General features: G+C 47.4%; 18 protein-coding genes. 14 read left to right on the top strand and 4 right to left on the bottom strand.

The window, feature by feature from the left end; translation table 11 throughout:
* Window positions 1-19 precede the first annotated feature (19 nt).
* Both ABIA61_RS21835 and ABIA61_RS21830 read right to left on the bottom strand, forming a co-directional pair.
* Window positions 20-199, bottom strand: a complete 180-nt coding sequence (locus tag ABIA61_RS21835; protein WP_283654184.1) for a hypothetical protein — start codon at window positions 197-199, stop codon at window positions 20-22.
* Between the two features lie 426 nt (window positions 200-625).
* Window positions 626-964: an alpha/beta hydrolase gene (locus ABIA61_RS21830; RefSeq protein ID WP_283656170.1), complete on the bottom strand. Its 339-nt coding sequence runs from the start codon at window positions 962-964 to the stop codon at window positions 626-628.
* A gap of 231 nt (window positions 965-1,195) precedes the next feature.
* On the opposite strand from ABIA61_RS21830, the gene ABIA61_RS21825 reads away from it, so the two are divergent.
* The 3 genes from ABIA61_RS21825 (at window position 1,196) to ABIA61_RS21815 (ending at window position 6,323) form a co-directional block, all read left to right on the top strand.
* Window positions 1,196-2,872, top strand: coding sequence for an SWIM zinc finger family protein (locus ABIA61_RS21825; protein WP_404581247.1), 1,677 nt, complete (start codon window positions 1,196-1,198; stop codon window positions 2,870-2,872).
* Entirely contained in the window at window positions 2,869-5,877 is a 3,009-nt protein-coding gene (locus tag ABIA61_RS21820) for a DEAD/DEAH box helicase (protein ID WP_404581246.1), read from the top strand. The genes ABIA61_RS21825 and ABIA61_RS21820 overlap by 4 nt, the downstream gene beginning before the upstream one ends.
* Before the next feature lie 101 nt (window positions 5,878-5,978).
* Entirely contained in the window at window positions 5,979-6,323 is a 345-nt protein-coding gene (locus ABIA61_RS21815) for a hypothetical protein (RefSeq protein WP_283654181.1), read from the top strand.
* Window positions 6,324-6,427: 104 nt separating this feature from the next.
* On the opposite strand, the gene ABIA61_RS21810 is transcribed toward ABIA61_RS21815, so the two are convergent.
* A complete protein-coding gene (locus ABIA61_RS21810; RefSeq protein ID WP_404520892.1) occupies window positions 6,428-8,521 on the bottom strand; it encodes a pectate lyase family protein in 2,094 nt (697 codons plus the stop codon).
* Window positions 8,522-8,846: 325 nt separating this feature from the next.
* Here ABIA61_RS21810 and ABIA61_RS21805 point away from each other — a divergent pair, with 325 nt between their 5' ends.
* The gene (locus tag ABIA61_RS21805) at window positions 8,847-9,368 is read left to right on the top strand and encodes a ClbS/DfsB family four-helix bundle protein (protein WP_283654179.1); all 522 of its coding nucleotides are present in this window, start codon (window positions 8,847-8,849) and stop codon (window positions 9,366-9,368) included.
* A 75-nt stretch (window positions 9,369-9,443) separates the two neighbouring features.
* Window positions 9,444-10,079: a uridine kinase gene (gene udk / locus ABIA61_RS21800; protein WP_044644986.1), complete on the top strand. Its 636-nt coding sequence runs from the start codon at window positions 9,444-9,446 to the stop codon at window positions 10,077-10,079.
* Between the two features lie 81 nt (window positions 10,080-10,160).
* Here udk and ABIA61_RS21795 read toward each other — a convergent pair whose 3' ends face one another.
* Window positions 10,161-10,751, bottom strand: a complete 591-nt coding sequence (locus ABIA61_RS21795) for a P-loop nucleotide/nucleoside kinase family protein (protein WP_404520891.1) — start codon at window positions 10,749-10,751, stop codon at window positions 10,161-10,163.
* Between the two features lie 359 nt (window positions 10,752-11,110).
* On the opposite strand from ABIA61_RS21795, the gene ABIA61_RS21790 reads away from it, so the two are divergent.
* From ABIA61_RS21790 to lacZ, 9 genes are all read left to right on the top strand, one after another.
* Window positions 11,111-11,899 (top strand): IclR family transcriptional regulator, encoded by a 789-nt coding sequence (locus ABIA61_RS21790; protein WP_404520890.1) that lies wholly within the window; start codon window positions 11,111-11,113, stop codon window positions 11,897-11,899.
* Between the two features lie 12 nt (window positions 11,900-11,911).
* Entirely contained in the window at window positions 11,912-12,562 is a 651-nt protein-coding gene (locus ABIA61_RS21785; RefSeq protein ID WP_137061306.1) for a bifunctional 2-keto-4-hydroxyglutarate aldolase/2-keto-3-deoxy-6-phosphogluconate aldolase, read from the top strand.
* Between the two features lie 262 nt (window positions 12,563-12,824).
* Complete coding sequence (locus ABIA61_RS21780; RefSeq protein ID WP_404520889.1) at window positions 12,825-14,144, top strand: MFS transporter; 1,320 nt, start codon at window positions 12,825-12,827, stop codon at window positions 14,142-14,144.
* 325 nt (window positions 14,145-14,469) lie between these two features.
* Window positions 14,470-16,029 carry a response regulator transcription factor gene (locus tag ABIA61_RS21775; RefSeq protein WP_404581245.1) on the top strand — a complete coding sequence of 520 codons (1,560 nt, stop codon included), beginning with the start codon at window positions 14,470-14,472 and terminating at the stop codon, window positions 16,027-16,029.
* A 39-nt stretch (window positions 16,030-16,068) separates the two neighbouring features.
* Window positions 16,069-17,880 (top strand): cache domain-containing sensor histidine kinase, encoded by a 1,812-nt coding sequence (locus tag ABIA61_RS21770; RefSeq protein ID WP_283654177.1) that lies wholly within the window; start codon window positions 16,069-16,071, stop codon window positions 17,878-17,880.
* 433 nt (window positions 17,881-18,313) lie between these two features.
* Window positions 18,314-19,603, top strand: coding sequence for an ABC transporter substrate-binding protein (locus ABIA61_RS21765; protein WP_044644989.1), 1,290 nt, complete (start codon window positions 18,314-18,316; stop codon window positions 19,601-19,603).
* A 102-nt stretch (window positions 19,604-19,705) separates the two neighbouring features.
* Window positions 19,706-20,602, top strand: coding sequence for a carbohydrate ABC transporter permease (locus ABIA61_RS21760; protein WP_044644990.1), 897 nt, complete (start codon window positions 19,706-19,708; stop codon window positions 20,600-20,602).
* A complete protein-coding gene (locus ABIA61_RS21755; RefSeq protein WP_283654176.1) occupies window positions 20,599-21,423 on the top strand; it encodes a carbohydrate ABC transporter permease in 825 nt (274 codons plus the stop codon). Before ABIA61_RS21760 ends, ABIA61_RS21755 begins: the two co-directional genes overlap by 4 nt.
* Before the next feature lie 56 nt (window positions 21,424-21,479).
* Window positions 21,480-24,527, top strand: coding sequence for a beta-galactosidase, LacZ type (gene lacZ / locus ABIA61_RS21750; protein ID WP_283654175.1), 3,048 nt, complete (start codon window positions 21,480-21,482; stop codon window positions 24,525-24,527).
* Window positions 24,528-24,797 lie beyond the last annotated feature (270 nt).

The raw sequence follows: 24,797 nt of genomic DNA, 5'->3' as shown, positions 1-24,797 counted from the left end.
GACCTGTCTCTGTGACAGGTCATTTTAGTGTGTTTATGACTTGAAGGACTTTCTCTTTGGTATCTGGGTGATTATTCGCATATTCTGTGAAGGCTTCTTGCAAAATGGTTCTTTGATCCTTTTCGGTAACAAATGACCAGGTACGCAGCATTGTAGCGAACTCTTCCGGAAATCTAAAAGATAGCGCATTCCTTGCCAAAGCGATTACCTCCTATTCTTAATAGCTTGTGATAAAGCAGCCAGTGAAATAACCAGACCGACCAAAGCGATGATAAGGGTAACAGTTTGCATACTGATGCCTCCTTTATGGTTTCTCGAATTTGTAAAATATAATTTACAACAGAGAATGAAGAGGGTAAGATAAGCATAAGATGATAGGGTGCAGGAAGGGGATTGCTCCCCAACCTTGCTGATGATTCAAGCCTTCTTACGTTGCAGCGTAAGGGGCTTTTTACTTTACCCGGCGGTTATTTTTCTTGGCTGCTTGGAAGTTCATCCAAGCGGCTGCGAGATTAACCAGTGCCGTGAGTAGAAGTACAATCGCGGTCCCCATCGTCTTAGGTTCTCCTTTCCGGAGTGCTTACTACACCCTCTGAAATTATATTACTATACATACGTACTGCCATCAATACGAGATTCCCGCATCCTCACGCAGCCACTGGAGCACGTCCCGTTGGTTGTCGGGTGAGACACCGTGGTCTGTCGGGTACGTTTTGAACGTGCAGTGAGATGTCCGGGTCTGGAAATACGCTGCGGTCTCATGACCGATCTTCATTGGAAATACGGAATCGTATCCGCCGTAGGAAATAAATACGGATACGTCCTCCGTGCTTTGCAGCGCGTATTCCGTTTTCACAAAGTCAGGCACATAGCCGTTCAACGCCACGATTCCCTTCAATTGGTTACCCAGCGTAACTCCGTACATGTCTTGTTCATTGGAGCCTTTACCGTGCAGTGTAAACATGGACACTTTCCATCTGCTCCCTCCACCTCAATTTACGTCCCAGCATTTTACATTATTCGTTTCCATTCGCTCGCAGGTACAATATATAGACGGACAGAATCATTCCGATCTATTATATTGCCGAATAAAAACCGCTCTCTGGATTAATACAAATACTCGTTCATGAACTGATATAATGGAAGTGTTAAGCTGTCATCAGATTGACTATTCTCTCTTAGGAGACTAATGCATATGAAACCAACCTATCTTATGGATGATATACAGTGGCAGCAGCTTATCCAAAACGTAGCTGACCATTTTAATGACGTGACAATTAAACGCGGCTTTCAATATTTCAAGCAAGGAAAGGTAAAAGAATTTACAATGCCTGACGCCGATCATATCGCGGCTGTCATAGATGGGAGCGAGCTTTACGAGGTGGATCTGCACTTGAGCGCTTTTGCTGCCAGCCGATGTACATGTCCGGTTCATAAGAACTGCAAGCACATGATCGCCGCACTGCTGAAATATGCGAATATGCAGGAGCGTTCCGTACATGCGTTGGTGAACGCCCATTCAACGGGCTTCACCCGGCTGGCTGCCAAATCTGACGTGCGCACTACCGCGCCTGCTTCCCGGTCCACTCCTTCACCGGATCGCAAGCAGGCTGCCAGGAATGCGCTCAGCAAAACAGCAAGCCGCATAGCGGATATGCCTATCTCGGAATGGCATGATCTGTTCGATCAGTGCATCACCCTTATCCACATGAATACGCAAAATTCCCAATATGCCCAAAGCGCGCTGGCCTCAATATATGCCATGAAGCCGCCGCTTTCACCTGGTATGGAACAGTTGTATGAACTGCACGCTCATCTGCGTGTGCTGGAAAAGCTGGTGCCTCAGTCACCCATGCCGGGCTATCCCACCCATTCCTATATGGGATATTACACGCAAATCGCCGCAGATGAGCTTAAAGAAGCTATCGAGCGTGACTTTGAGAGCCAGCTTGTCCTAACACCTGCCCTAACCAATGAACCGATGCAAGAAGCACGCATGGCAGAGACCTTGGCCTATTTACGCCGAAAAATGCTGGCAGAATCGCGTAACGGCACTTATTTTTCAGACGCGTACTACCGATTTTGGCTAAATTGGATGCGTCCCAAACAGAAAGATTCCACTTCCAGCATATATGCGGAGGAATTACAGCATTTACGGGCGGCTGAGGATGAGCTTGGTACAGCTTTGGCCCGGCTTCCCTGGATGCTGGCCCAAAGCTGGATGTATTTTTACCAGTCTCAGGATGATCAAGCCTGGTCACTGCTTGAGAAGGCCGAAAAGGCTTTTCCGCTAAAAATCTCTTCCAGTCAACTGCTTTTGTTCTTACATGCCTTACGTGAAGCCGAGGAATGGTCGCGCCTCAAGGACGGACTACGGCATATCGGCCCCTTGCTCCACAGCCATCGGGACGATCATTTGCACGATTATATGAACGATTGGGATACGGTTTTGCAGCATCTTCCAGAAGCAGAACAGGAAATGTGGGATACACTGGTCGGAATGCTTCCTTTTGCCGGGGGAATGTATGAAGAAGCACTGCTTGCCCACGACAAATGGCGGCAATGGATCGACTACCAGTTAAGTATACGCAGCGAGCCTTTGAGTTTTCGGGTGAGCGTGTTGCAGCCCATTGAAAAGAACGCACCGGAGCTGCTGCTGCCCTTCTACCATCAGGCGGTGGAACGATATGTGCTGGAAAAAAACAGATCCAGCTACAAAGCGGCGGTCAAGCTGTTGAAGCGGCTGTTCAAGCTATACAAAAAAATGAAGCAAGAGCCGCGCTGGGAGCTGTTCTTCGCGACCTTCACCAGCCGCCATAGCCGCCTGCGGGCGCTACAGGAGGAATTGCGGAAAGGGAAATTGTTATCATGAGCCAATATACGGAGACGATTACGGTACACATCCAGTTAACCACCTATGGAGACGCGCTTATTTATGGCGATTCGTCTATGAACTACAGCATTTCCGGCCAAATCCTGAAGCAGCGTTTATTTGCTTGGCATGAGGCTTCTTTCTATGGCACCGAGCTGGAGATTCAGCACGTTCAGGACACGGATATTATCCTCCTCCCCTCGGAGCAGGTGATTCCCTTTCTGACGGAGCGCAAATGGCTGGAGCATATCGAATGGATCTGGGACGAGGACAATGCCCCGTGGCTTCGATTGATCCCTCTACTTGCCCATTGCATTGAAGCGAAAGCCTACGTGCCCAGCTTCACAGCATTTCAGACAGGGAAGCTGCAATGGATTTGGGATACGGAAGCACTGGAGGCGGCGGAGGCGCGAGAGGCGTTAGAATCGGGGAAAACGCTGGAAAGCACCAAACCGGCAGAGCTTGCTCTGCTTGACAGCCTGGAGAAGGACGAGCGCGAAGGGCTGGCTGCGGCGTTCTCGGCCACCGTGTTTCAACGCTGGTACGGCACCGAAGCGGAAGCCGCCGATTTGCGAAGAGAATATCCAATTCTCTTCGCCCAAAACCGCCCGGCCGCGGCTGGTCTGGACGCGCGGGCATGGCTTATCGCTATCGGCTGGAAGGCCGATACCGCGCCCTTCCGCCCGCTCCTGCAACTGCTGGAGCCAGAGCTGGAGGACGACGATCCGTCGTGGCAGCTCAAGCTTGTGTTGCAGGACAAGCAGGACCCGGCACTGCTGGTGCCTGTACGGCTAGCCGACGATGGATACGCATCCGGCCCGTGGCCCGATGCGTGGACAGCCCATGTGCGTGAGCGCTCAGCCGGATGGCTGGAGCGCTTGACCGCGATTTTGCCCGCCGGGCAGCGGACCGGAAGCCGCGATGACGTGCTGGATCGCCCGCTCTCCGACGAGGCGGCGTGGCAATTCCTGACGACCGACAGCCATCGCTTGCTGGAAGGCGGTTGGCAGGTACTGCTGCCCGCTTGGTGGGAAGCAGCCACCCGCAAGAAGCCGAAGCTGCGGGCCAAGGTCCGCCCTGGCGAAGGCGGGAGCGAGCGAGCGAAGGGCGGCTCGCTGTTCGGACTGGACTCGATTGTCCAGTTCGATTGGCGTGTTGCCATTGGCGATGCCGATCTGAGCGAGTCCGAGTTCGCCGAGCTGGTGGCCCGCAACGAGCGGCTGGTGCGCTTCCGCGGGCAATGGATCGCACTCGATCCCGCGCTGCTGGCGCAAATCCGTCGGGCCATGGCCGGGATCGACAGCACTCAGGGATTGTCGTTTCAGGACATCCTGCAGCTACACCTGCTCGGCAACGCTGATGAGGCGGAGAGCGACGCTACGGGAGAACAGCCGGAGGATGCGGCACGCTTCCGGCTGGAGGTCGAGCTGAACGGGCATCTGCTGAAGCTGATCAGCCAGCTTGGGCGACAGTCGGAATGGCCCGCACTGGAGGTGCCGGATGGACTGCAAGCCGAGCTGCGGACGTATCAGCGGGACGGATACGCGTGGCTTGCCTTTTTACGGCGCTTTGGACTGGGCGCCTGCCTTGCCGACGATATGGGGCTTGGCAAAACGGTGCAGTTTATTGCCTATTTGCTACATCTACAGGACATCGCAGCAGAGACGAGCGTCCGCTCCAGCTCGCTGCTGATTTGTCCAACTTCGGTACTGGGCAACTGGCAGAAGGAACTTAGCCGATTCGCCCCTTCATTGAAGGTCATGCTCCACTATGGAAGCAAGCGGGATCAGGGAGACTTGTTCCGCGAAGAAGTCGAGCAAGCCGATGTCATCCTGACCTCCTTTGCAACAGCGACCCTTGATCAAGAGCAGCTGCAAAGCATAACCTGGGACTCGGTTTGCCTGGATGAAGCGCAGAACATTAAAAATGCGCAAACCAAGCAATCCAGTGCCGTCCGCAGCTTCCCTGCCCGGCATCGTATAGCGCTAACCGGGACGCCTATTGAAAATCGGCTGTCCGAGCTATGGTCGATTTATGATTTTATCAATCCCGGTTATCTGGGCAGCGCACGCTCCTTCAGCAATCGGTTCATCAATGCTATCGAGAAGGAACATAACGAACAACGAACGATAGACCTGCAAAAACTAGTTCAGCCCTTCATGCTGCGACGCAAGAAGAAAGACCCGGCTATACAGCTTGATTTGCCCGAGAAAAATGAGATGAAAACGTATATTCACCTCACCTCCGAGCAGGGAGCGCTCTATGACCAAATTGTTAAAGAGCTCATGGAACGGATGCACAAGCTGGAGGGGATTGAGCGAAAAGGTGCTATATTATCTGCCCTTACCCAGTTGAAGCAGCTTTGCGATCATCCTGCGCTCTTAACCAAGGAGGCAGCCCCGGATGCCACGGCTTCCGGCTATAGTCAGCCCGATTTCGAAGCAGTTATCAGCCGTTCATCCAAGCTGGAGCGTATTTTGGCCATGGTCAAGGAGCTGCGGGAGGAAGGCGAGCGCTGCCTTATTTTCACACAGTATATTGGCATGGGACGTATGCTCCAGCAGGTGCTCGCTCAAGAGCTGCAAGAGCCGGTGCTCTACCTCAACGGTAGCACGTCCAAAACCGCCCGTGACCGGATGATTGATCAGTTCCAAGCTCACACACTGCCGCCAGACGAGCAGCCGTCCGTATTTATTTTGTCGCTCAAGGCCGGGGGCGTGGGTCTGAATCTGACAGCTGCCAACCACGTCTTTCACTTCGACCGCTGGTGGAATCCGGCTGTTGAAAATCAGGCCACAGACCGCGCCTACCGGATGGGACAAACGAAGGACGTACAGGTGCACAAGTTCATCTCGCTGGGCACGCTGGAGGAACGTATTGACGAAATGCTGGAGAGCAAGCAGCAGCTTAGCGACCAAATCATTTCCAGCACCGAGGGCTGGATTACCGAGCTGTCGACAGACGCATTAAAAGAACTCTTTACACTACGTCGCGACTGGGCGTGATGAGGTCTATAAACCTATTTTTGAAGAAGTAGTTTATCGCACGGTTCGAAACTCCTTTGTGTGCATCTACTATCACATCACAACAAAGGAGTTGATAGGTAATGGCCATTCGTCCTCCTCAAACCTTAAAGTCTACGGGCAGAAAGGTTCCTGTTACGAAATATCGTAATGTGAGTCCTACGCAAACCTTTAGCCGGTTTACGGTCATTTGGGCTCGTAATGATGGAGTACCTTTTATTACAACGGGATTTTTTGCAGTCCTCCGCCGTACAGATGAAAGCTTTGTGCAAGCTGCCAATTTCGACAGTTTCGGCACAGTCCGATTCAACAATGTGCGTACACCTACGAACCAGCCTTATATTCTACGTACCTTTAGAGACGACGGAACGCTGTTCCGGGTCAGATCGGTACCTGCTGGTGTGTCCTCGTATGTCGTTATCGGTTAAGTGCTTGCCGAACGCAGTCTGAAAATGTATACGAAAAGAAGCAGCCAGGAACAGAGTACATCTGTCCTGGCTGCTTCTTATTCCAAAGCTATTTTCCAATATATTTATTCGGAATCTTCCACCGTTTCTGTAGCTTTCGAAGCGACTGCTTTGTATGCTGTTTTAAGCCAGTTTTCACTCGACCAGTTCAGCTTGCCTGCACCTGCTCCGTCCTTAGCTTGCAATTGAGCAACCAGGTTCTCAGGATCTTCGGCTGTGTAGCTGTAAGGCAACGTTGTGAATCCATTCCAGGAGAAGTTCTTACCTTTTACAGGATAAGGGGCTAACGGGCTATTTGCATCTTCGCTGCCCCCTCTGAATACTTTACCGTTGTCAGAGAAGATAACATCTTCTGCTTTGATCTTACCTGTGTAGTCATCTTTTTTAGGGTCTTTTTGATTATTACGAACTGGAGAAAATACATCAATTAAATATGATTTTTCAAGTAATACCGCGCCATTTTCAGTTGAAATCGCACCATTACCTACGACGTCAAAATGGTATCCTTTGGCAGCAATCGCTTTAGCCATGTCGGATGTAATTCTGTTCTTGGCTCTAGCCAATCCGGCATCGTCCATAACGATGTTATAGGCATGGGCATTACCAGCACGCAAACGCGGCATACGGTCTTGAATATCCTTGTAGTAGTTATGGTGCAATGTTACTGCCAAATCTGCATTATCAGCGGCCATCTCAGTAGCACCGATCAGATGCGCTTTCTTTTGTCCTGCTGCGATATCAATGATATCTTCTTTACTCAAGCCTACTGCACTGCTTCTCAGATAAGCATACATAGGGTAGGAAGCTTTGTCTGCTTCCATAGCGTTAATTTGTTGAGTTACCCAGCTATTGGAGCTGCGGTCATCTCCTTTGAACAAGGACCAGGAAATGGTAACTCCGTTACTGCCTTTTTTCACATCTACCAAGCCATCATATGCTTTGTTGAATGTACAATGGTCAATCCATACTTTGGAGCTTTGGCCTTCAACCGTGATATAATCCCAGTCATTCTTGTCATAGTTCCCTTTGGTTGCTTCATCCCACTCCCAAAGTTCGTCAAATTCGAGGTTACGGAAAATCAAATTAGAGCTTCTTTTGATAACAAAGCCAGCATGTTTGATTTTAGCGCCATTTGCCGAGAAAATCGTGATTCCATTCAAGTTTTCTATATAGATTTTGCTCACACCTGTTTTCTTCAAAACAGGATTTGTCAGCACAGGGTTGTTTGCACTAAAAGGCATGACCTTCGCAGCATCAGGCATTTCGTTCCATCCCAAATCAAGATCATTCATGATCTCAATAACTTTGACTTTAGTACCTTTTTTAAGTGCCTCGTTGAGATCTACAGCGTTGTAAACCTTTTTGTAATTGGCATCGGTGTCCTTAATTTCCCCGCCACCTGTATTACCATAGGAGAAACCGGCCAGATTATAGTTAATATTTGAGGTTGCGTTTTTATCTACCCCAGGAGTTGGTTTATCTGTACCTGGTGTTGGATTCACAGGTGTTGTACCTGGATCTGCTTCAGTTGAAGCGCCGGATACGATAACATTATCGAACTGGGCAACCGCCTTGGAGGTTACCAAACCAATAGCTCCGGAAGCAAGGCTGGAATCTGTTGCAGTCAGCTCCAGCTGATCATTGACATACATCTTAATCTCCGAACCGGACAGCTCCAGCTTCACTCTGTACCAGGTATTGGTGTCCAGTTTGTATTTGTTATTGGTAGCCAGTGTCTTCATAGAACCGTTTACCTTTTTGCGAATTTCAAGTGCTCCACCCTTCTTGTTGTACAAAGATGCAGCATAAAAGTTGTTGGAATCTGTGTATCTGCCTGCAACATATACCCGATTGGAGCCATTAAAATCATCTACATATACATCCGCTTGTACGCTATAGTTCGTCCATGATGCATTACCTTTAACAGAATGGCTTTCGCTTCGACTAGATTGCTGGTATGTAGAGCCATTCCCGTCCGCGACAACAGACCAGTTCCCTGAACCTGCTGTCCAGCCTTGAGCTTCCCCTTGTTCAAAATCATCACTTACCTGTAAATTCCCATCCGCATGCGCATGACCTAGTAACGGTAACGATAAAGACAGAACCATCGTACTGCTCAACATTACACTTGCACATTTTTTCAACAAACTCGACTTCATGTAACAGTCTCCTTTTTAGATAAATTGATAAGAACCAACCAACATAACTGTATAGCTGTTTGTGCCACACGGCCTTTCCAAACAATATATGCTAGCGCAATACACTAATAATTATAGACTTATAAAATAATATTAAAATATGTCGAATTACTTATCTTTTGGTTTAAATTCTCTATTAATTTTGCATCCTTTTTCGTGAATATACCAAATACCCTTTCATAAAACCACAAAAAACCTTTTTTTGAATAAGGCATAAGGTTGTCATGTTTAAAGTGATACATTTAAAGAGGTCGACATAATGAAAAGAACCTATAGGAGTGATTAGATGCCCAGCTATCACTATGCTTCCAAAGCCGAGTTAAAAGAAGCGATTCATGCCTCCTACTTACTGTTAGACAGTGAATACAAGGAGGTTGACGAGAACCAAAAGGATATCCGTATCTCCGAAGTAGACAAAACACCCGCAGAAATCATTGCCTACCAGCTTGGATGGCTTCATCTTGTCATGTCATGGGACAAGGGCGAAAAGGAAGGAAAACCCGTCATCATGCCTGCACCAAATTATAAATGGAATAGGCTAGGCGAGCTTTACCAATCCTTTTACAAAACCTACACCCACCACTCTTTACGTGAATTACGCCAACTATTCAAGCTGACAGAGCAAAAGTGGCTGGATTGGATTGACACGCTAAGTCATGAAGAACTCTTTACGCAGGGCGTTCACAAGTGGACAGGCAGTAATCCGAAGTGGCCCATGGCTAGATGGATTCACATCAACTCAGTGGCACCGTTTAAAACATTCAGAGCCAAGATACGAAAATGGAAGAAATACAATGCTCTGCATTGATGAAAAAAAGTGCATGTTGTGCTACAATACTTGAGTTGTATCGGGATATATTCAGGGAAGGGTAAGTGAAACGCCATGCTTATTATTGGTATTGCCGGCGGTACGGGTTCCGGTAAATCAACGGTAGCACGCGCTGTCGTTGAACGTCTGGGATCAAACAAAGTGACTTTCATATCTCAGGATAACTACTATAAAGACCATTCACATCTGAGTTATGATGATCGTGCTTTGGTCAATTATGATCATCCGTTTGCCTTTGACAATGAATTGCTTATTGAGCATCTTCATTGTCTGAAAGAAGGACAAGCGACCCACGCGCCAGTGTATGACTTCACGGTTCATGCGCGTTCTACAGACGAGACGGTAGAGCTTCTGCCGAATCATATTGTTATGTTGGAGGGTCTGCACGTGCTGTCTGACGAAAAGCTTCGTCAACTGCTCGACATCAAGGTATTTGTCGACACGGATCCGGATGTGCGTATTCTTCGCCGGGTACTTCGGGATATTGAGGAGCGCGGCCGCACCATTCAGTCGATCCACGATCACTATTTGAGTACGGTCAAGCCTATGCACGAAGCATTTATTGAGCCCTCCAAGAAATACGCGGACCTGATCCTTCCTGAGGGAGGCCACAATGAGGTTGGCATTCAACTGCTGTCTATTTTGACTGAAAAATATTTGGCAGGAGATCGGACTTGGGGAACTGTATAAAAGGAGAAAAGCGCCCTTTGGAGGAAGCTCACTATGACTTTCACTCCGAGGGGCGCTTCTTTTGTTTTCACCCAGCCTGAATTACAAAGGTGTTGTTGTCTTTTGGAAGGGAAGTGTATTGTACAGTCTGTTCTTGTCTACCTCAGCGGGGCTATTATCAAAATGCTGGATGTCAATGTCTTCCCACAGGCACCTTCTAGCCCGGATTCCTTCCACAAAAGCATCCCAATGGGCAAATTTCCATTCGTCCCGTTCCAATCCGCGGGCCTTCATCCTCTCTTTCAATGTATCAAAATCCACGTCCACCTGTAATACAAGCGGGCTGACATGATGCCAGTCGTATTTTTCTTTTAATTGCCTAATGTAATCTTTGTTAGAAAAATAACCGAGGAACGGTGCATCCAAAACGACGGATCGGCCCAATTGAAGGTTATCATTGGCTATATCCAGCAGGGTCTGATATTCAAGAGGCATTACAGTATCGCTATAAAAAGTGTTACCGTCACGTTCATGAGGCGAGTATCCTTTGGACTCCAACAGCAGGCCCGTGAACTTGTTGCAGATGATATCTTTATCCAAATAAGCAAAATGATATTCTGTAGCAATGAGCTTACCAATCGTAGATTTACCTGAACTGGCAGCCCCAATTAAAAATATAGCAGTAGGTTGCATCCGTAATTCCTCCTTAATAACCCGCAATCTGTATTTTAGGATCTCTGCACATCTTCATGATTTAAAATCATTAATGTATGCGGTTCCAATTGATATCGTAGCAACATCCGTACGATATACATTTAGGAGTGACACAAAATCTCACATTATTCGCATATGCGAACAAGATTCGTAATATTGAATTTATTTTTATTTAGATTATAACGTTTTCATAAGAAATTCAATCCCATATCAGAATAAATAAAATATTTTGTAAAGGTTATTGATCTCTCTTGTCGGGCTGTACTATAATAAACCCGAAGTTCGAAATAATGAACACGGTTCGCATATACGAACAATAATTGAATGAAGGAGATTGCATGGAAAATTTTAAGCTCAATAAATCAGCCGAAAGGGTTGTCGATCTTCTGGTCTTGTTGTCTAATAGCAGTTCCTCTCTGACACTGAACGAAATTTGCAAAACGTTGGGGCTGCCCAAAAGCAGCGCCTTCGAATTGGTGCAGACACTACTCTATAAAAACTTTATTGAGCTGGATGATCCGCGCCTGAAAACCTATCGTTTGGGCATTGGCGCCTTTGAAACAGGTATAGCTTATTTATCCAACATGGGCATCCCTCATCTGGCCAGACCGCTGTTGCAGGAGCTGAACAGACAGACGGGCAGCACTGTTTTTCTGGGAGTCGAGGATAAAGGGCAGATCGTGTATCTGGATAAGGCGGAAAATTACTCTGTTATGAGGCCAACAGCAAAGCTAGGCTCACGAAGATTCATACACACCACAGGGATCGGCAAAGCACTTTTGGCAGCGTTACCAACGGAAAAATCCCAGTTTATTCTGGGAGACGGAGAAATTCCGGCCAAAACACAATACTCGAAGGTAACGTTACAAGAAATTTTGCGGGATATGGAAGAAATCCGGGCGCGTGGCTACTCCATTGATGACCGGGAAGACAATCTGGAAATGTATTGCATCGGTTCTGCGATATATGACCAATGGAATCAGCCGGTGGCGGCAATTAGTGTAGCGAGTATGTACTCTACCATGACACCGGAGCGCGAGAATATGATCGTCAAGCTAGTCAAGGAAACAGCGCTAAAGCTCTCCAACCAGTTGGGATATCGTGGTGAAAGGCTGTATAACAATTAGGAGGATAAGATGATGTGGAAGAAGTTCAATAATCTCAAGAAAATAGCGGACACAGGCATTGTATTGATCATTCGTTTGGACAACGAGCAAGAGGCTTTGGCTGTAGCAGAAGCAGCCGTAAAAGGCGGTATTAAAGCGCTGGAAATCACAATGAGTGTACCAAATGCGCTTCATGTCATTCAAACACTGGCAGAAAAGTATCGTGAAGAAGACGTTCTTGTCGGCGCTGGAACCATATTGGATGCAGAAACGGCAAGAGCGGCTATTCTAGCGGGAGCAGAGCTTCTGGTAAGTCCGCAGCTCAACCCCGAAATGATCAAAATGGCCAACCGTTATCAGGCCGTGACCATTAGTGGTGCTTTTACTCCGACGGAAGTATTGGAGACGTTGGAAGCCGGGGCGGACATTGTTAAACTTTTCCCAGCCGAAGTGTTAGGTCCACAATATGTAAAATCGGTTACTGCCCCATTTTCTCAAGCTCCCATCGCCCCTACTGGTGGAGTCACTCCGCAAAATGTGCATGAATGGCTACAAGCTGGCTGCATCGGAGCTGGCGTAGGAAGCTATATCACCAAGGCTGCGCAAAAAGACGGAGATTACAGTAAAGTTACGGCGGCTGCCAAGGAATTTCTGGAGGCCGTTGCGGCGGCACGTTCCATATAAGATATCGATTGGCTAAGCCTGTATAGACCACATTAGGCAAGATATGCGGCATCACAACGATCAATAGCTGACTTTCGAATTTTCCGGAAAGCTTCGAACCCATCGTTGTGAATCGCCCATATCAACAGAGCTAAGGAATCATCGAAATGAATTTGATGATTAGGAAAAATGTAAACGCATACAACCGCGATTTGAATGACACATTTTTAATTTGGCGTCAGCCTTTTTAATAAACAGCCTAGATCAAGGAGCGTGAGCTTTCATGAACAAAGTCGAGAATACCCATGTAACATCCGCAGGAAAACCCAAAAAGGCAGGTCTGCGCTGGGGCATTATTTTGATGCTTCTGCTTGGGGCCGTCGTCAACTATCTGGACCGATCGAATTTAAGTATCGCGAATACGACCATCGCAGCGGAATTTGGACTATCCTCTACACAGATGGGTCTGCTGCTGTCCGCCTTTCTCTGGCCTTATGCTTTGGCTAATCTTCCGGCAGGATGGCTTGTTGACCGCTTCGGTCCGAAGAAAATGTTCGCATGGGCTTCTGGACTGTGGTCAGTCGCAACCATCATCAGTGCTTTTGTAAATACCTATTCTCTGCTGTATGCAATGCGTATGCTGCTCGGTGTGTCCGAATCACCATTCTTCACATCAGGGCTTAAAGTGACCGAAAGATGGTTCGCTAAAAGTGAAAGAGGCCTTCCAACCTCTATTATTAATACGGGCTCGCAAATTGCCAATGCTATTGCTCCGCCCCTGCTGACTGTGCTTATGCTGACCATGACCTGGAGAGGCATGTTTATCTTTGTCGGCGCAATGGGATTGATTATTATGCTGATCTGGCTTAAAGTCTACCGTGATCCGACTTTTGCCGAAAAGCAGGCCATCACTCAAAACGATATGGCTACAGACGTAGTTCCTGCTGTGGAATCAGATGTGGCACAATCAGAAACACAGGCTCCAACAGCCAAATGGTCTTCTCTTTTCAAGAATTCCAGCACTTGGTTTATGATCATCGGTAATTTCGGCATCATGTTCACAATCTGGGTATACCTGACCTGGTTACCAAGCTATCTGGAGAAGGAACAGGGCTTCACGCTGAAAGAAACCGGGTGGATTGCATCCATTCCATTTGTTGCCGGCATTATTGGCGTACTGCTTGGTGGTTTTATTTCCGACTATTTCATCCGCAAGGGGGTTGCTACTGTGACCTCACGTAAGATACCTATTGTTGGTGGTGCCATTTTGGCGGCGGCATCTGTAGCGCCGATTCCTTTTATAGACAATACAGTTGTCAGCATTGTACTTCTCTCTGTCGGTTACTTTGCTTCCCAGTTGCCTTCAGGCGTTATTTGGACATTGGCAGCCGATATTGCTCCAGGGGAACAGGTGGCATCCCTGGGCGCCATCCAAAACTTTGGCGGTTTTCTGGGTGCTGCTCTAGCACCAATTGCAACCGGATACATTTTGGATACAACCGGAAGCTTTAATAATGTATTTTTACTGGGAGCATCCTTGCTTGTTATGGGAGCGATTTCATACGGGGTATTCCTGAAAAAGCCGATTACTCGAACTACGTAAACGATGGACGATGCATGAGCAACGGATAGATTGAGCCTATTATATAGAAAGAAATGGAAAAGCAAACCTGCTTTTCCGTTTCTTTTTTCCATATATACGGCTTATTCTCCATATAACATTCAATGGCCCGGCAACCGATATGAAAAGAAAGGCTTAATTTGAGATATCTTTGGATTACACCTGTAGTTTATGTTAGCATGTAAAGATTGGATACTTTATATTCGAGCCAATTTGGAAGCGTTATCAATTATGTGCCTCAAATGATGTGACGTCCGCTTTAATGGAGGTCTTTTTTTGAATAGGTATAATTACGGAGAGTGCTGCCATGAAAGAGCTATGCAATATTTTGATTGTAGATGATGAGATATTGGTACGGCAAGGGATCAAGCATCATTTATCGTGGGAACAGTATGGATTTCGCATTGTAGGCGAGGCTTCTAATGGAAAAGAAGCGTTAGAGCTGATTGAAACTTTGCGCCCGCATATTGTCATTACGGATATCGTGATGCCTATCATGGATGGCGAGGAACTGACGCGCATTGTCAGACAGAACTATCCTGATATTGAGGTCATTGTGCTCAGTAGCTACGGCGAGTTTAATTACGTGCGATCCACCTTCCAGCAAGGTGTTGCTGACTATATTTTGAAGCCCAAGCTGGACACGGATGAGCTGCTGCAAGTGCTCCAGAGAACGGCCCGCAAAATTCCGTCTATTCAGTATCAAGCAGATGCCGGGGATAATCGAATTACGATGGATCATGTGATAGAAAAGCTCATTTCCGGCTATAGCATCGACTACGATATGGAACTGCTGAAACAGGATTTTCCGTATGCCCGTTTTGCACTCATAGGCGTGGAACAGGCGGAACCACAGGGGAAAGGCCAGTCCCACCCTGCCTCGGACCTATTTTCCAGGCTCACTGATCGAGTGACATCTGCCTGTGAACAAATCGTGTTGCGGCGACTGCCGTCTGATGCAAATGCGGCTGTTTTTTTAGCCAATCTTGAGCCGCGTGAATTACACTCCTGGATGCCTGCAATCAGGGAAGTAGCTCAGGAGACGAAGCAAGTCGAGCCACAGACGGGCTGGGCGGTTAGCCGTCTATTTGATGATTTTAATCAGATTAGCGAGGTCTATCAGGATGAACTGCCAAAACTGCTCAGCTATCGCTTTTACTTCCCGGGAACTGCGCTCCTGATGGAAGACGAACTTCCCAAGCCTGTTCAGGTAAACAGCTCGTTTAACTTAAAGCAGTTCACAGAAGAGATGAAGCGCGAGCATTTTGATACGGCCTTTCAGGACTTAAGGTCTTATGTAGCTGCCATGTCCCGCAACTATACCTCCACCGCTTTTGAATTCAAATCTCTTCTCGGAAACATCGTGTTTAACATTACGACTTTGCTCGGGAATCAGGGGTATGATATGAAAGAGCTGGATGCGGCAAAATACTCCTATTTCAAAGCCATAAATGATGCACCTCATGTACATGAAGCTGTGCGATTGCTGGAGACCTTTTTAGATGAAGCGAACATGCAGATTTTGGCTAAAACGCAGCAAGGAAGCAGTGCGAGCATGAAGAAGCTGCTGGAATATATCGAGGAGCATCACGCTGAGACGCTCAATTTGACGACACTCGGTCAATATTTTCATTTTAATCCCTCCTATTTGTCGAGCTATTTTACAGCACATCATACAGAGGGCTTCAGCGAGTATTTGAACAAAATTCGGGTTGAAAAAGCTGCGGAGCTGCTGCGGTCGGGTACGATGTCCATTTCGGATATTAGCAGCACCGTCGGCTATTCGGACCCCAGCTATTTTACCAAAGTGTTCAAAAAGGTGACGGGTTACTCCCCCAGTCAATACCGCCGGGAGCATCTCCATTAGAGAGCAAACGCATATCTGCCAGCAGAAAAGAGATTGAATATGAAAAGGTATATGCATAAAATCAAATATCAAGGTCTGTTCTTTAAAATATTTGTCGTTATGGTGGTCAGCATCACCGCGGTGTCCTTGCTGACCTCTTTGGTGACGATTCGAATGTCTGAACGACTCTTTGCCGAGACATTCAGTATTACGAATGCCAAGGTACTCAGCCAAATTCAGTCCAGCTTTGAGTCCTTCAATGACTCAATTGTGAATGCCGTAACCCATGCCTCGGAAAACGGGACGGTCAAAAACTATCTGACAGGCGGCCAATCCGATTCCATTAACTCGGCACGCATCTACTTCGGTATGGCACAGCAGATGAAGCAGATTAAATCAAATGTCGACGCCTATGATGTCAGTGTCGCCATCACGGGCATGAACGGCCGAAGCTTCTATTCCGACTCGTCCTACTGGCCGGTAACTGCAGAGGAGCTCAGGAACAATTTGATTACAGCCCGAAGCGCGGCACAGCCGACACGGCTCATGTATCAGCTGGATACGGATCTACTTCGTCAGCAAATGAATAATACCGGACAGAAACCCACACCCTATATTATCGCCTCCAGGGCATTCATGGAGCGAACTAGCGGTACGTTGTATGGCATGATCTACATTGCCATTCGCGAGCCCGAATTCCGCCGCTTCTATAACAACTTCACAAGCAACGGCAATGATGTACTTATTTTGGACAAATCGGGACTCATTGTGTCGAGCAACCGTCAGGACTTGATCGGACAACACTCCCGTGAGCTGCTGGGCTATGCGACAAAAATCAATGAGCAAGGACTAAATTACATTAATGCGAACGTGATGAACAAGGAAAGTATCCTCCTTTCCAACTATATTCCTTCGTATGATTTTTACCTGGTTAACATGATTGACAGGCAAACCGCAATCGGACAAATTATTGACGTTAAATCTGTTGTATTGATCTGCATTGGCATCGTGCTGATTGCTTTGTTGATCGTTTTTCTGATTTCCCGGCGTTTGATTCGTTCTTTGACTCGGCTGGTTAAGCAAATGTCGACTGTCCGCGAGAAAAATTTTGATAACTATCTCCCGGTAACGGGCAGCTATGAGGTCAGGCAGTTGAGTCATGCCTACAATTACATGCTGGATGAACTGAATGACTATATTCGTAAGCTGCTGGAGACGCAAAAAGGACAACGGAATGCAGAGCTGGCTGCACTGCAACGGCAGATCAATCCGCATTTTCTGTACAATACACTGGCTTCGATCAAAATGCTGGTGCTCAAAGGAAACAAGGAGACCGCCGCTGAGACGATCAATGCGCTCATTTCCCTACTGCAAAATACAATCAGCAATGTGAGCGAAACGATCACCATCGAGCAGGAAATGGCCAACATGCAAAATTATGTGTTCATTAACCATGTTCGCTACGGTCAGCGGGTACAGGTGAATTATTTTGTATCGCCGGATTGTCTGGAGTACCATGTGCCCAAGCTGATTATTCAGCCTTTTATCGAGAACTCGTTTTTCCATGCATTTAATGAGAAAACCGCGGGTCACATCTATATACTGGTGTCCAAAACGGACGATACATTAATCTGCGAGGTGGTCGATGACGGAGACGGTATGGATTTGGACGGGCATACGGCAAAGGACGGACTGCCCAATCCTAAAAGCAAGCGCCAACTGTTCACTGGTATCGGCATCCAGAATGTACACAACCGCATTACCCTTCTTTATGGAGAAGAGTATGGCGTGACCATCTCCAGCAAAAAAGGCGAAGGCACCAAAGTGAAAATGACACTGCCATTGATCGTAAAACCCGCCTCTCCTAACTAATAAAAAATATAAACCGAACTAAAGATACACGAAGCGCCACTACGCGGTCGGATGGTGCTTCCCATCGCTGTTGTACCCAGATTTCTTTATTCAATTTATAAAGGTTGAAATTCGGGTAGGTGATGCTTCCGAAGCTAGCTTTCCTATGGAAAGCTTTTAAGGCGACCGCTAGCGCTTGTACAGCACCATTCCGCCCACTTCGTTCTTGTTCCACTTTTTTCGTCTTTAGCTCAATCTAAAAAAATTACCTGAATCTAAAAAAAGCACAAATGTAAGCGGTACCTTTTTTGACAAATCATAATAATAAGACAAATCCGTATAAAGATATTCCTAACTGCCAGCAAAGCAAGGATGATAAACTAGATTCATAAACAAGGTAACCGCTTTCAATAAGTTTTAAATGATTATAAAAAAAGAGTAGGGGTTGAACGAAATGAAAAAAATGACTTTCCTTCTGCTGATCGCAAGCTTGATCCTGCTATCTGCATGTTCCAGCAATTCCGAGAAAGCCGCGACCACGACGGATTCCGGTAAGAAAGAAATCACGGTCTGGGCTTGGGACCCGAACTTCAATATCGCGGCCCTAAAGCTGGCGAAAGATCGTTACGTCGCCAAACATCCTGATGTAAACGTAAACATTGTTGAATATGCTCAAAATGATATCGTGCAAAAAATGAATGCCGGTCTTAACTCCGGTTCTACCAAAGGATTGCCTAACGTGGTTCTGATTGAGGATTACCGGGCACAAAACTTCCTGCAAGCCTATCCTGATTCCTTCCATGATATGAGCAACTCGATCAAAGCATCCGACTTCGCCGATTATAAAATTGGACCGACCAGCTACAACGGCAAGCAATACGGTGTTCCATTCGACTCCGGTGTTATGGGTCTGTATGTAAGAACGGATTATTTGGAACAAGCTGGCTACAAAGTAGCTGACCTGACCAACATTGATTGGGACAAATTCATTGAAATCGGTAAAGCCGTAAAACAAAAAACAGGTAAAGATATGCTGACTCAAGATCCAAACGACCTCGGTCTGATCCGTGGTATGATCCAATCCGCAGGTTCATGGTACCTGAAAGAAGACGGTAAAACACCAAACCTGGCAGGTAATACAGCTCTGAAAGAAGCGCTCTTGACGTACAAATCCTTGTTCGATGCGAACATTGTTAAAATGAATGCCGACTGGAGTCAATTCCTGGCAGCCTTTAATAGCGGTGCAGTTGCTTCCGTACCAACAGGTAACTGGATTACGCCTTCAATCAAAGCAGAAGCTTCGCAATCGGGTAAATGGGCCGTTGTTCCTTTCCCTAAATTGAAAAATGTACCTGAATCCGTGAATGCTTCCAGCCTCGGCGGCAGCTCCTGGTATGTCCTGAACACAGACGGTCAAGATACCGCTGCTGATTTCCTGAAAGAAACATTCGGTTCAGATCAAGATCTATATCAAGATATGCTGAGCAAAATTGGAATTGTCGGTTCATTAAACGCAGCTTCCAGCGGTAAAGCTTATGACGAGACAGATCCGTACTTCGGTGGCGACAAAGTCTACAAGAAATTCGCAGAATGGACCAAACAAGTTCCAAAAGTCAATTATGGCATGCACACTTATGCCATTGAGGACATCATGACCGTTGAAATTCAAAACTACTTGAACGGCAAAGATGTAGACACAGTTCTGAAAGATGCTCAAGGACAAGCAGAAGCACAGCTTAAATAAGACAGTCCATCTAGCCAAGGCTAAACAATAAAACGATAAGCACTTAAAACCTTGGGCTTGCGAGTTCAAGGTTTTAATGCTGCATAGGGAGTTGATATGGTTATGAAGACAGCCACACCCAAAATGACGACATCGCGTTTCAAGGCAGGTATGACAGGATGGTTGTTCATATCCATCGCAGTGATCATGATTGCAGCCTTTTATTTCTACCCGATGATCCAGGCGCTTATCTTGTCCTTCAAGACAGGCACGGGGTCTAATCTGACCTTCAACGGCATTGATAACTACAAGCGTCTGTTCACAGATAGCATGTTTATAACCGCCGTGAAGAACACGTTTATCTATTTGATTTTCCAGGTGCCATTGATGGTGATTCTGGCTCTGTTCATTTCGGTATTGCTAAATGATAAAAATCTTAAATTCAAGGGCTTTTTCCGCACAGCCATCTTCTTGCCTTGTATTACATCGCTGGTAGCCTATTCCGTTGTGTTCAAGTATTTGTTCTCGGCTGACGGTCTGGTAAACTCCTTATTGCTGAATCTACATGTGATTGGCACGCCGATCCAATGGATTACAGACCCTTTCTGGGCCAAGGTTACGATTATTATTGCGATCACATGGCGCTGGACCGGCTACAATATGATCTTTTACTTGTCCGGTCTCCAGAATATTGACAGCTCCATCTATGAAGCGGCCCGTATTGACGGTGCTTCCCCTATTCGACAGTTTTTCAACATTACGGTTCCACTGCTTAAGCCGATTATCCTGTTCACCTCGATTACATCGACGATTGGTACACTCCAGCTCTTTGATGAAATCATGAATATTACCAAAGGTGGACCGGGGAACGCGACATCTTCTATTTCGCAATATATCTACAACCTGTCCTTCAAGTATTCATCCGACTTTGGTTATGCGGCGACCGTATCCTACTCCATCGTCATTATGATCATTATCTTGTCGATCATCCAGTTCAAAGTGGCAGGTGAGAAAAAATGATGAAAACGAAAAGAATATTTACGTATGCCTTTCTGATCATTGTGTCGTTCGTTTCGATTTTCCCGTTCCTGTGGATGCTATCCAGCTCCACGAACCTGTCGGTCGATGTTACGAAGGGCAGACTCCTGCCCGGCTCCCATCTGATGGATAACATCCACAATCTGATGGATAAGGTGGACATCGTCACTGCGCTGAGCAATTCGGCGAAAATCTCGATTTCCACGACACTGCTGGCGATGCTGATTGCCTCTCTGGCAGGCTATGGCTTTGAAATTTACAGAAGTAAAGCCAAGGATATTGTCTTCAATATCCTGCTGATGTCTATGATGATTCCGTTTGCGGCGATCATGATCCCGCTCTATCGGATGTTCGGCAGTATCTCCAATACACTGCCTTGGATCGGTATTGATACACTTTCGTCTGTCGTCATTCCGACGGTGACTACGGCGTTTCTGATCTTCTTTTTCCGTCAAAGCACCAAGATGTTTCCGAAGGACTTGCTGGAAGCTGGTCGTATGGACGGATTGTCCGAGCTGGGTCTGTTCTTCCGGGTGTATATGCCTACGATGAAAACAACCTATGCCGCTGCCGCTATCATCACGTTCATGTCGAGTTGGAATAACTATCTCTGGCCTCTGATCGTGTTGCAAACGCCGGAAAATCAAACGATTCCGTTGTTGATTTCGAACCTCGGCTCCGGCTATGCACCAGATTATGGTGTGATTATGATCGCTATCGTCCTGTCCACGTTGCCGACTGCACTGGTATTTTTCCTGATGCAGAAGCATTTTGTAGCGGGTATGGTAGGCTCGGTAAAATAACGGATTCGCTGTTGTGAAATCCCTTCATTTCATTTTAAAAATAAGGAGTGTTCGCCTTGACCATCCACACCCCCAGCCTGGATTGGCTAACCGACGTAACCAAGTTTGCAGTACATCGGCTGCCTGCCTATTCCGATCATAAATATTACGCTACACTTCAGGAAGCGGAGCGTCATGCCGATATGGCTTGGCGTCATAGTCTGAACGGTAGCTGGAAGTTCAACTATGCTACGAATCCATCCAGCCGTCCGGTTGAGTTCCATGCCCCTGATTTTGAATACGGTGGCTGGAGCGACATTCAGGTACCGGGTCATATTCAGACGCAAGGCTTCGGTCAAATGCAGTACGTGAATACGATGTATCCGTGGGACGGACATTCGGACGTTCGCCCACCACATATTCCGGAAGATCACAACCCGGTCGGGAGCTATATCAAAAGCTTTGTTTTGCCAGAAAATATAGCTTCTGACGGTCAGCCTGTGTTCATTTCTTTTCAGGGCGTCGAGTCGGCTTTCTATGTGTGGTTGAATGGGCAATTTGTCGGGTACAGTGAGGACAGCTTTACACCGTCCGATTTTGAATTGACACCGTTCCTGCAAGCAGGCGAAAACAAACTGGCGGTTGAGGTATATCAGAGAAGTACAGGGGCATGGCTGGAGGATCAGGACTTCTGGCGTTTTTCCGGTATCTTCAGAGACGTATATCTGTACACCATCCCATCTGTTCACGTACGTGACCTGCATGCCAAGGCCGATCTGGACGCCTCGTACACACAGGGTCTTCTGGGGCTTGAGCTAACCTTGGAAAAAGCAGTAGCAGCCTATGCAGCCGTCGATGTCAAAGATGCTGCGGGCCAGATTGTAGCTTCTTTGAAGGCGGATTTTACAGATGGCAAGGCTTCGCTGTCGGCAACACTGGATCAAGTCCAGCGCTGGAGCGCCGAAAAGCCTTACCTGTACACGTTGTTCATCCAAATTCACGAGCCGGACGGGACACTGGTGGAGGTCATTGCGCAGAAGATTGGCTTCCGCAAGTTTGAGCTGATCAACAAGGTGATGCATCTGAACGGCAAGCGGATCGTCTTCAAAGGCGTGAACCGCCATGAATTCAACGCCCGCACTGGACGTGCGATTTCTCGTGAAGATATGCTATGGGATATTCGTACGCTCAAGCAAAACAATATGAACGCGGTTCGCACCTCTCACTATCCGAATCAGACCCTGTGGTATGAGCTGTGTGATGAGTACGGGGTGTATGTGATCGACGAAATGAACCTGGAAACACACGGCTCCTGGCAAAAGCTTGGCGCAGTCGAGCCTTCGTGGAACATTCCCGGCAATCTGCCTGAGTGGCAGGATATCGTTATGGACCGCGCCATTTCCATGCTGGAACGAGACAAAAACCATGCGTCCATCCTGATCTGGTCCTGCGGTAATGAGTCCTATGCGGGTGAAGTGCTGCGGAATGTAGCCAACTATTTCCGAGCCACCGACCCGAGCCGTCTGGTACATTACGAAGGTGTATTCCACAACCGCACGTACGATGATGCCAGCGATATGGAGAGCCGGATGTACGCCAAGCCCGCAGATATCGAGCAGTATTTGAACGACAATCCGCAAAAGCCGTATATCAGTTGCGAATACATGCATGCGATGGGTAATTCCGTAGGCGGTATGCACAAGTATACAGAGCTGGAGAACAAATACGAGCTCTATCAGGGCGGCTTTATTTGGGATTACATTGATCAGGCGGTCATGAAAAAAGATCGCTATGGACGCGAGTACCTCGCTATCGGCGGCGACTTTGACGACCGGGCCACAGACTATGGATTCTGTACGGACGGAATTGTCTATGCTGACCGGAAGGTTTCACCGAAGATGCAGGAGGTCAAATTCCTGTACCAAAATCTGAAGCTGACCCCGGATCGGGGCGGTGTGACGATTCGCAATGAAAATCTGTTCGAGGGAACGGATGACTACGAGCTGGTATACAGCCTGCTTCATGAAGGCCACGAAATCGCACGGAACGTGATTCATGTGGATGTAGCGGCACAAACAGAAGCTCATATTCCGTTGACGCTGGTAAATACGGTCGGAGTAGACGCGCCTGGTGAATATATTATTCACACGTCTCTGGTCTTGAAAGAAGCTGCGCTCTGGGCGGAGGCTGGATATGAAGTAGCCTTTGGACAGCATATTTTCATCGTGGAAGATACACGTCCACAGACTGTTCCTGCTGGCAGCATTCGAGTCGTGCATGGCGATGTAAACATCGGCGTTCACGGTGCAGATTTTAGTATCATGTTCTCCAAAGGAGCAGGCAGCCTGACTTCGCTGCGCTACGCTGGACGCGAGATGATCGCCATTCCTCCTGCCCCATTGTTCTGGCGTGCAACCACGGACAATGACAGAGGTGTAGCGCTTGGGTTTGAAGCGGGCGGTTGGTTTGCTGCGAGTCTAACACGCAGATGCGTGGGGATTGAAGTCACGGAGGAGCAAACTGATCACGTAACGGTTACGTTCCGTTATACACTAAGCATTCATGCAGACGTACAGGTAGCAGTGACATATACCGTCTTTGCCGATGGCAGCCTGAAAGTGAAATCCACTTATGAAGGCGTATCCGGGTTGCCTAACCTGCCGATCTTTGCTCTTTCTTTCAAGGTTCCAGCAGACTACCGCCATTTGGACTGGTACGCCATGGGACCAGAGGAAAACTATATCGACCGGGCCTTCGGAGCAAGACTCGGCGTATTCCACAACGAAGCAGCGGACAACGTATCCGGTTATGCCGTGCCACAGGAATCCGGTAACCGTACAGGCGTACGTCGTGTCGATATTACCGACGATTCTCAGCGAGGTATTCGCATTACTGCACCTGCAACCGCGCCTGTGGAATGCAACATTTCACCATACACAGCGTTTGAGCTGGAAAGTGCATACCATCAGTATGAGCTGCCCAACGTCTACTACACTGTCGTCACGGTGGCTGGCAAGCAAATGGGTGTCGGCGGCGACGATAGCTGGGGCGCTCCCGTACACGAGGAATACCAAATTGCAGCCGATCAGAAGTTGGAATTTGAGTTTACCGTGCAAAGGGTATAAATAAGTTCACCGCATAGATAAGTATTATTAAACAAAAGCTAAGCCCTTCCGTTGCTTCCTTTATAAGAAGCTGGAAGGGCTTTTAAAGTTCAAATATGACCGCCTATCTATTAGCTAGTCGCAAGATTGACATACGTCTTCCTGAAATCAAGATTTAAAGCATTCCCTGATTAGGAATTCCCTCATATGGCGAAAAAGGCATCTCGCTCGCCCCTTTTCAATGTAGTTACATACACAGCATTTTCAGCGGTTCCAAACAAGGTAGGAATA

Origin of the sequence: Paenibacillus sp. RC21 (assembly GCF_044907935.1) — a bacterium.
GTDB classification, from domain to species: domain Bacteria; phylum Bacillota; class Bacilli; order Paenibacillales; family Paenibacillaceae; genus Paenibacillus; species Paenibacillus terrae_A.
This window is presented reverse-complemented; position numbering and strand designations above follow the sequence as displayed.

Coding starts and splice junctions, on each gene's coding strand:
- ABIA61_RS21830 (WP_283656170.1), bottom strand. CDS start 964: ATGTTTACACTGCACGGTAAAGGCTCCAATGAACAAGACATGTACGGA.
- ABIA61_RS21825 (WP_404581247.1), top strand. CDS start 1,196: ATGAAACCAACCTATCTTATGGATGATATACAGTGGCAGCAGCTTATC.
- ABIA61_RS21820 (WP_404581246.1), top strand. CDS start 2,869: ATGAGCCAATATACGGAGACGATTACGGTACACATCCAGTTAACCACC.
- ABIA61_RS21815 (WP_283654181.1), top strand. CDS start 5,979: ATGGCCATTCGTCCTCCTCAAACCTTAAAGTCTACGGGCAGAAAGGTT.
- ABIA61_RS21810 (WP_404520892.1), bottom strand. CDS start 8,521: ATGAAGTCGAGTTTGTTGAAAAAATGTGCAAGTGTAATGTTGAGCAGT.
- ABIA61_RS21805 (WP_283654179.1), top strand. CDS start 8,847: ATGCCCAGCTATCACTATGCTTCCAAAGCCGAGTTAAAAGAAGCGATT.
- udk (WP_044644986.1), top strand. CDS start 9,444: ATGCTTATTATTGGTATTGCCGGCGGTACGGGTTCCGGTAAATCAACG.
- ABIA61_RS21795 (WP_404520891.1), bottom strand. CDS start 10,751: ATGCAACCTACTGCTATATTTTTAATTGGGGCTGCCAGTTCAGGTAAA.
- ABIA61_RS21790 (WP_404520890.1), top strand. CDS start 11,111: ATGGAAAATTTTAAGCTCAATAAATCAGCCGAAAGGGTTGTCGATCTT.
- ABIA61_RS21785 (WP_137061306.1), top strand. CDS start 11,912: ATGTGGAAGAAGTTCAATAATCTCAAGAAAATAGCGGACACAGGCATT.
- ABIA61_RS21780 (WP_404520889.1), top strand. CDS start 12,825: ATGAACAAAGTCGAGAATACCCATGTAACATCCGCAGGAAAACCCAAA.
- ABIA61_RS21775 (WP_404581245.1), top strand. CDS start 14,470: ATGAAAGAGCTATGCAATATTTTGATTGTAGATGATGAGATATTGGTA.
- ABIA61_RS21770 (WP_283654177.1), top strand. CDS start 16,069: ATGAAAAGGTATATGCATAAAATCAAATATCAAGGTCTGTTCTTTAAA.
- ABIA61_RS21765 (WP_044644989.1), top strand. CDS start 18,314: ATGAAAAAAATGACTTTCCTTCTGCTGATCGCAAGCTTGATCCTGCTA.
- ABIA61_RS21760 (WP_044644990.1), top strand. CDS start 19,706: ATGAAGACAGCCACACCCAAAATGACGACATCGCGTTTCAAGGCAGGT.
- ABIA61_RS21755 (WP_283654176.1), top strand. CDS start 20,599: ATGATGAAAACGAAAAGAATATTTACGTATGCCTTTCTGATCATTGTG.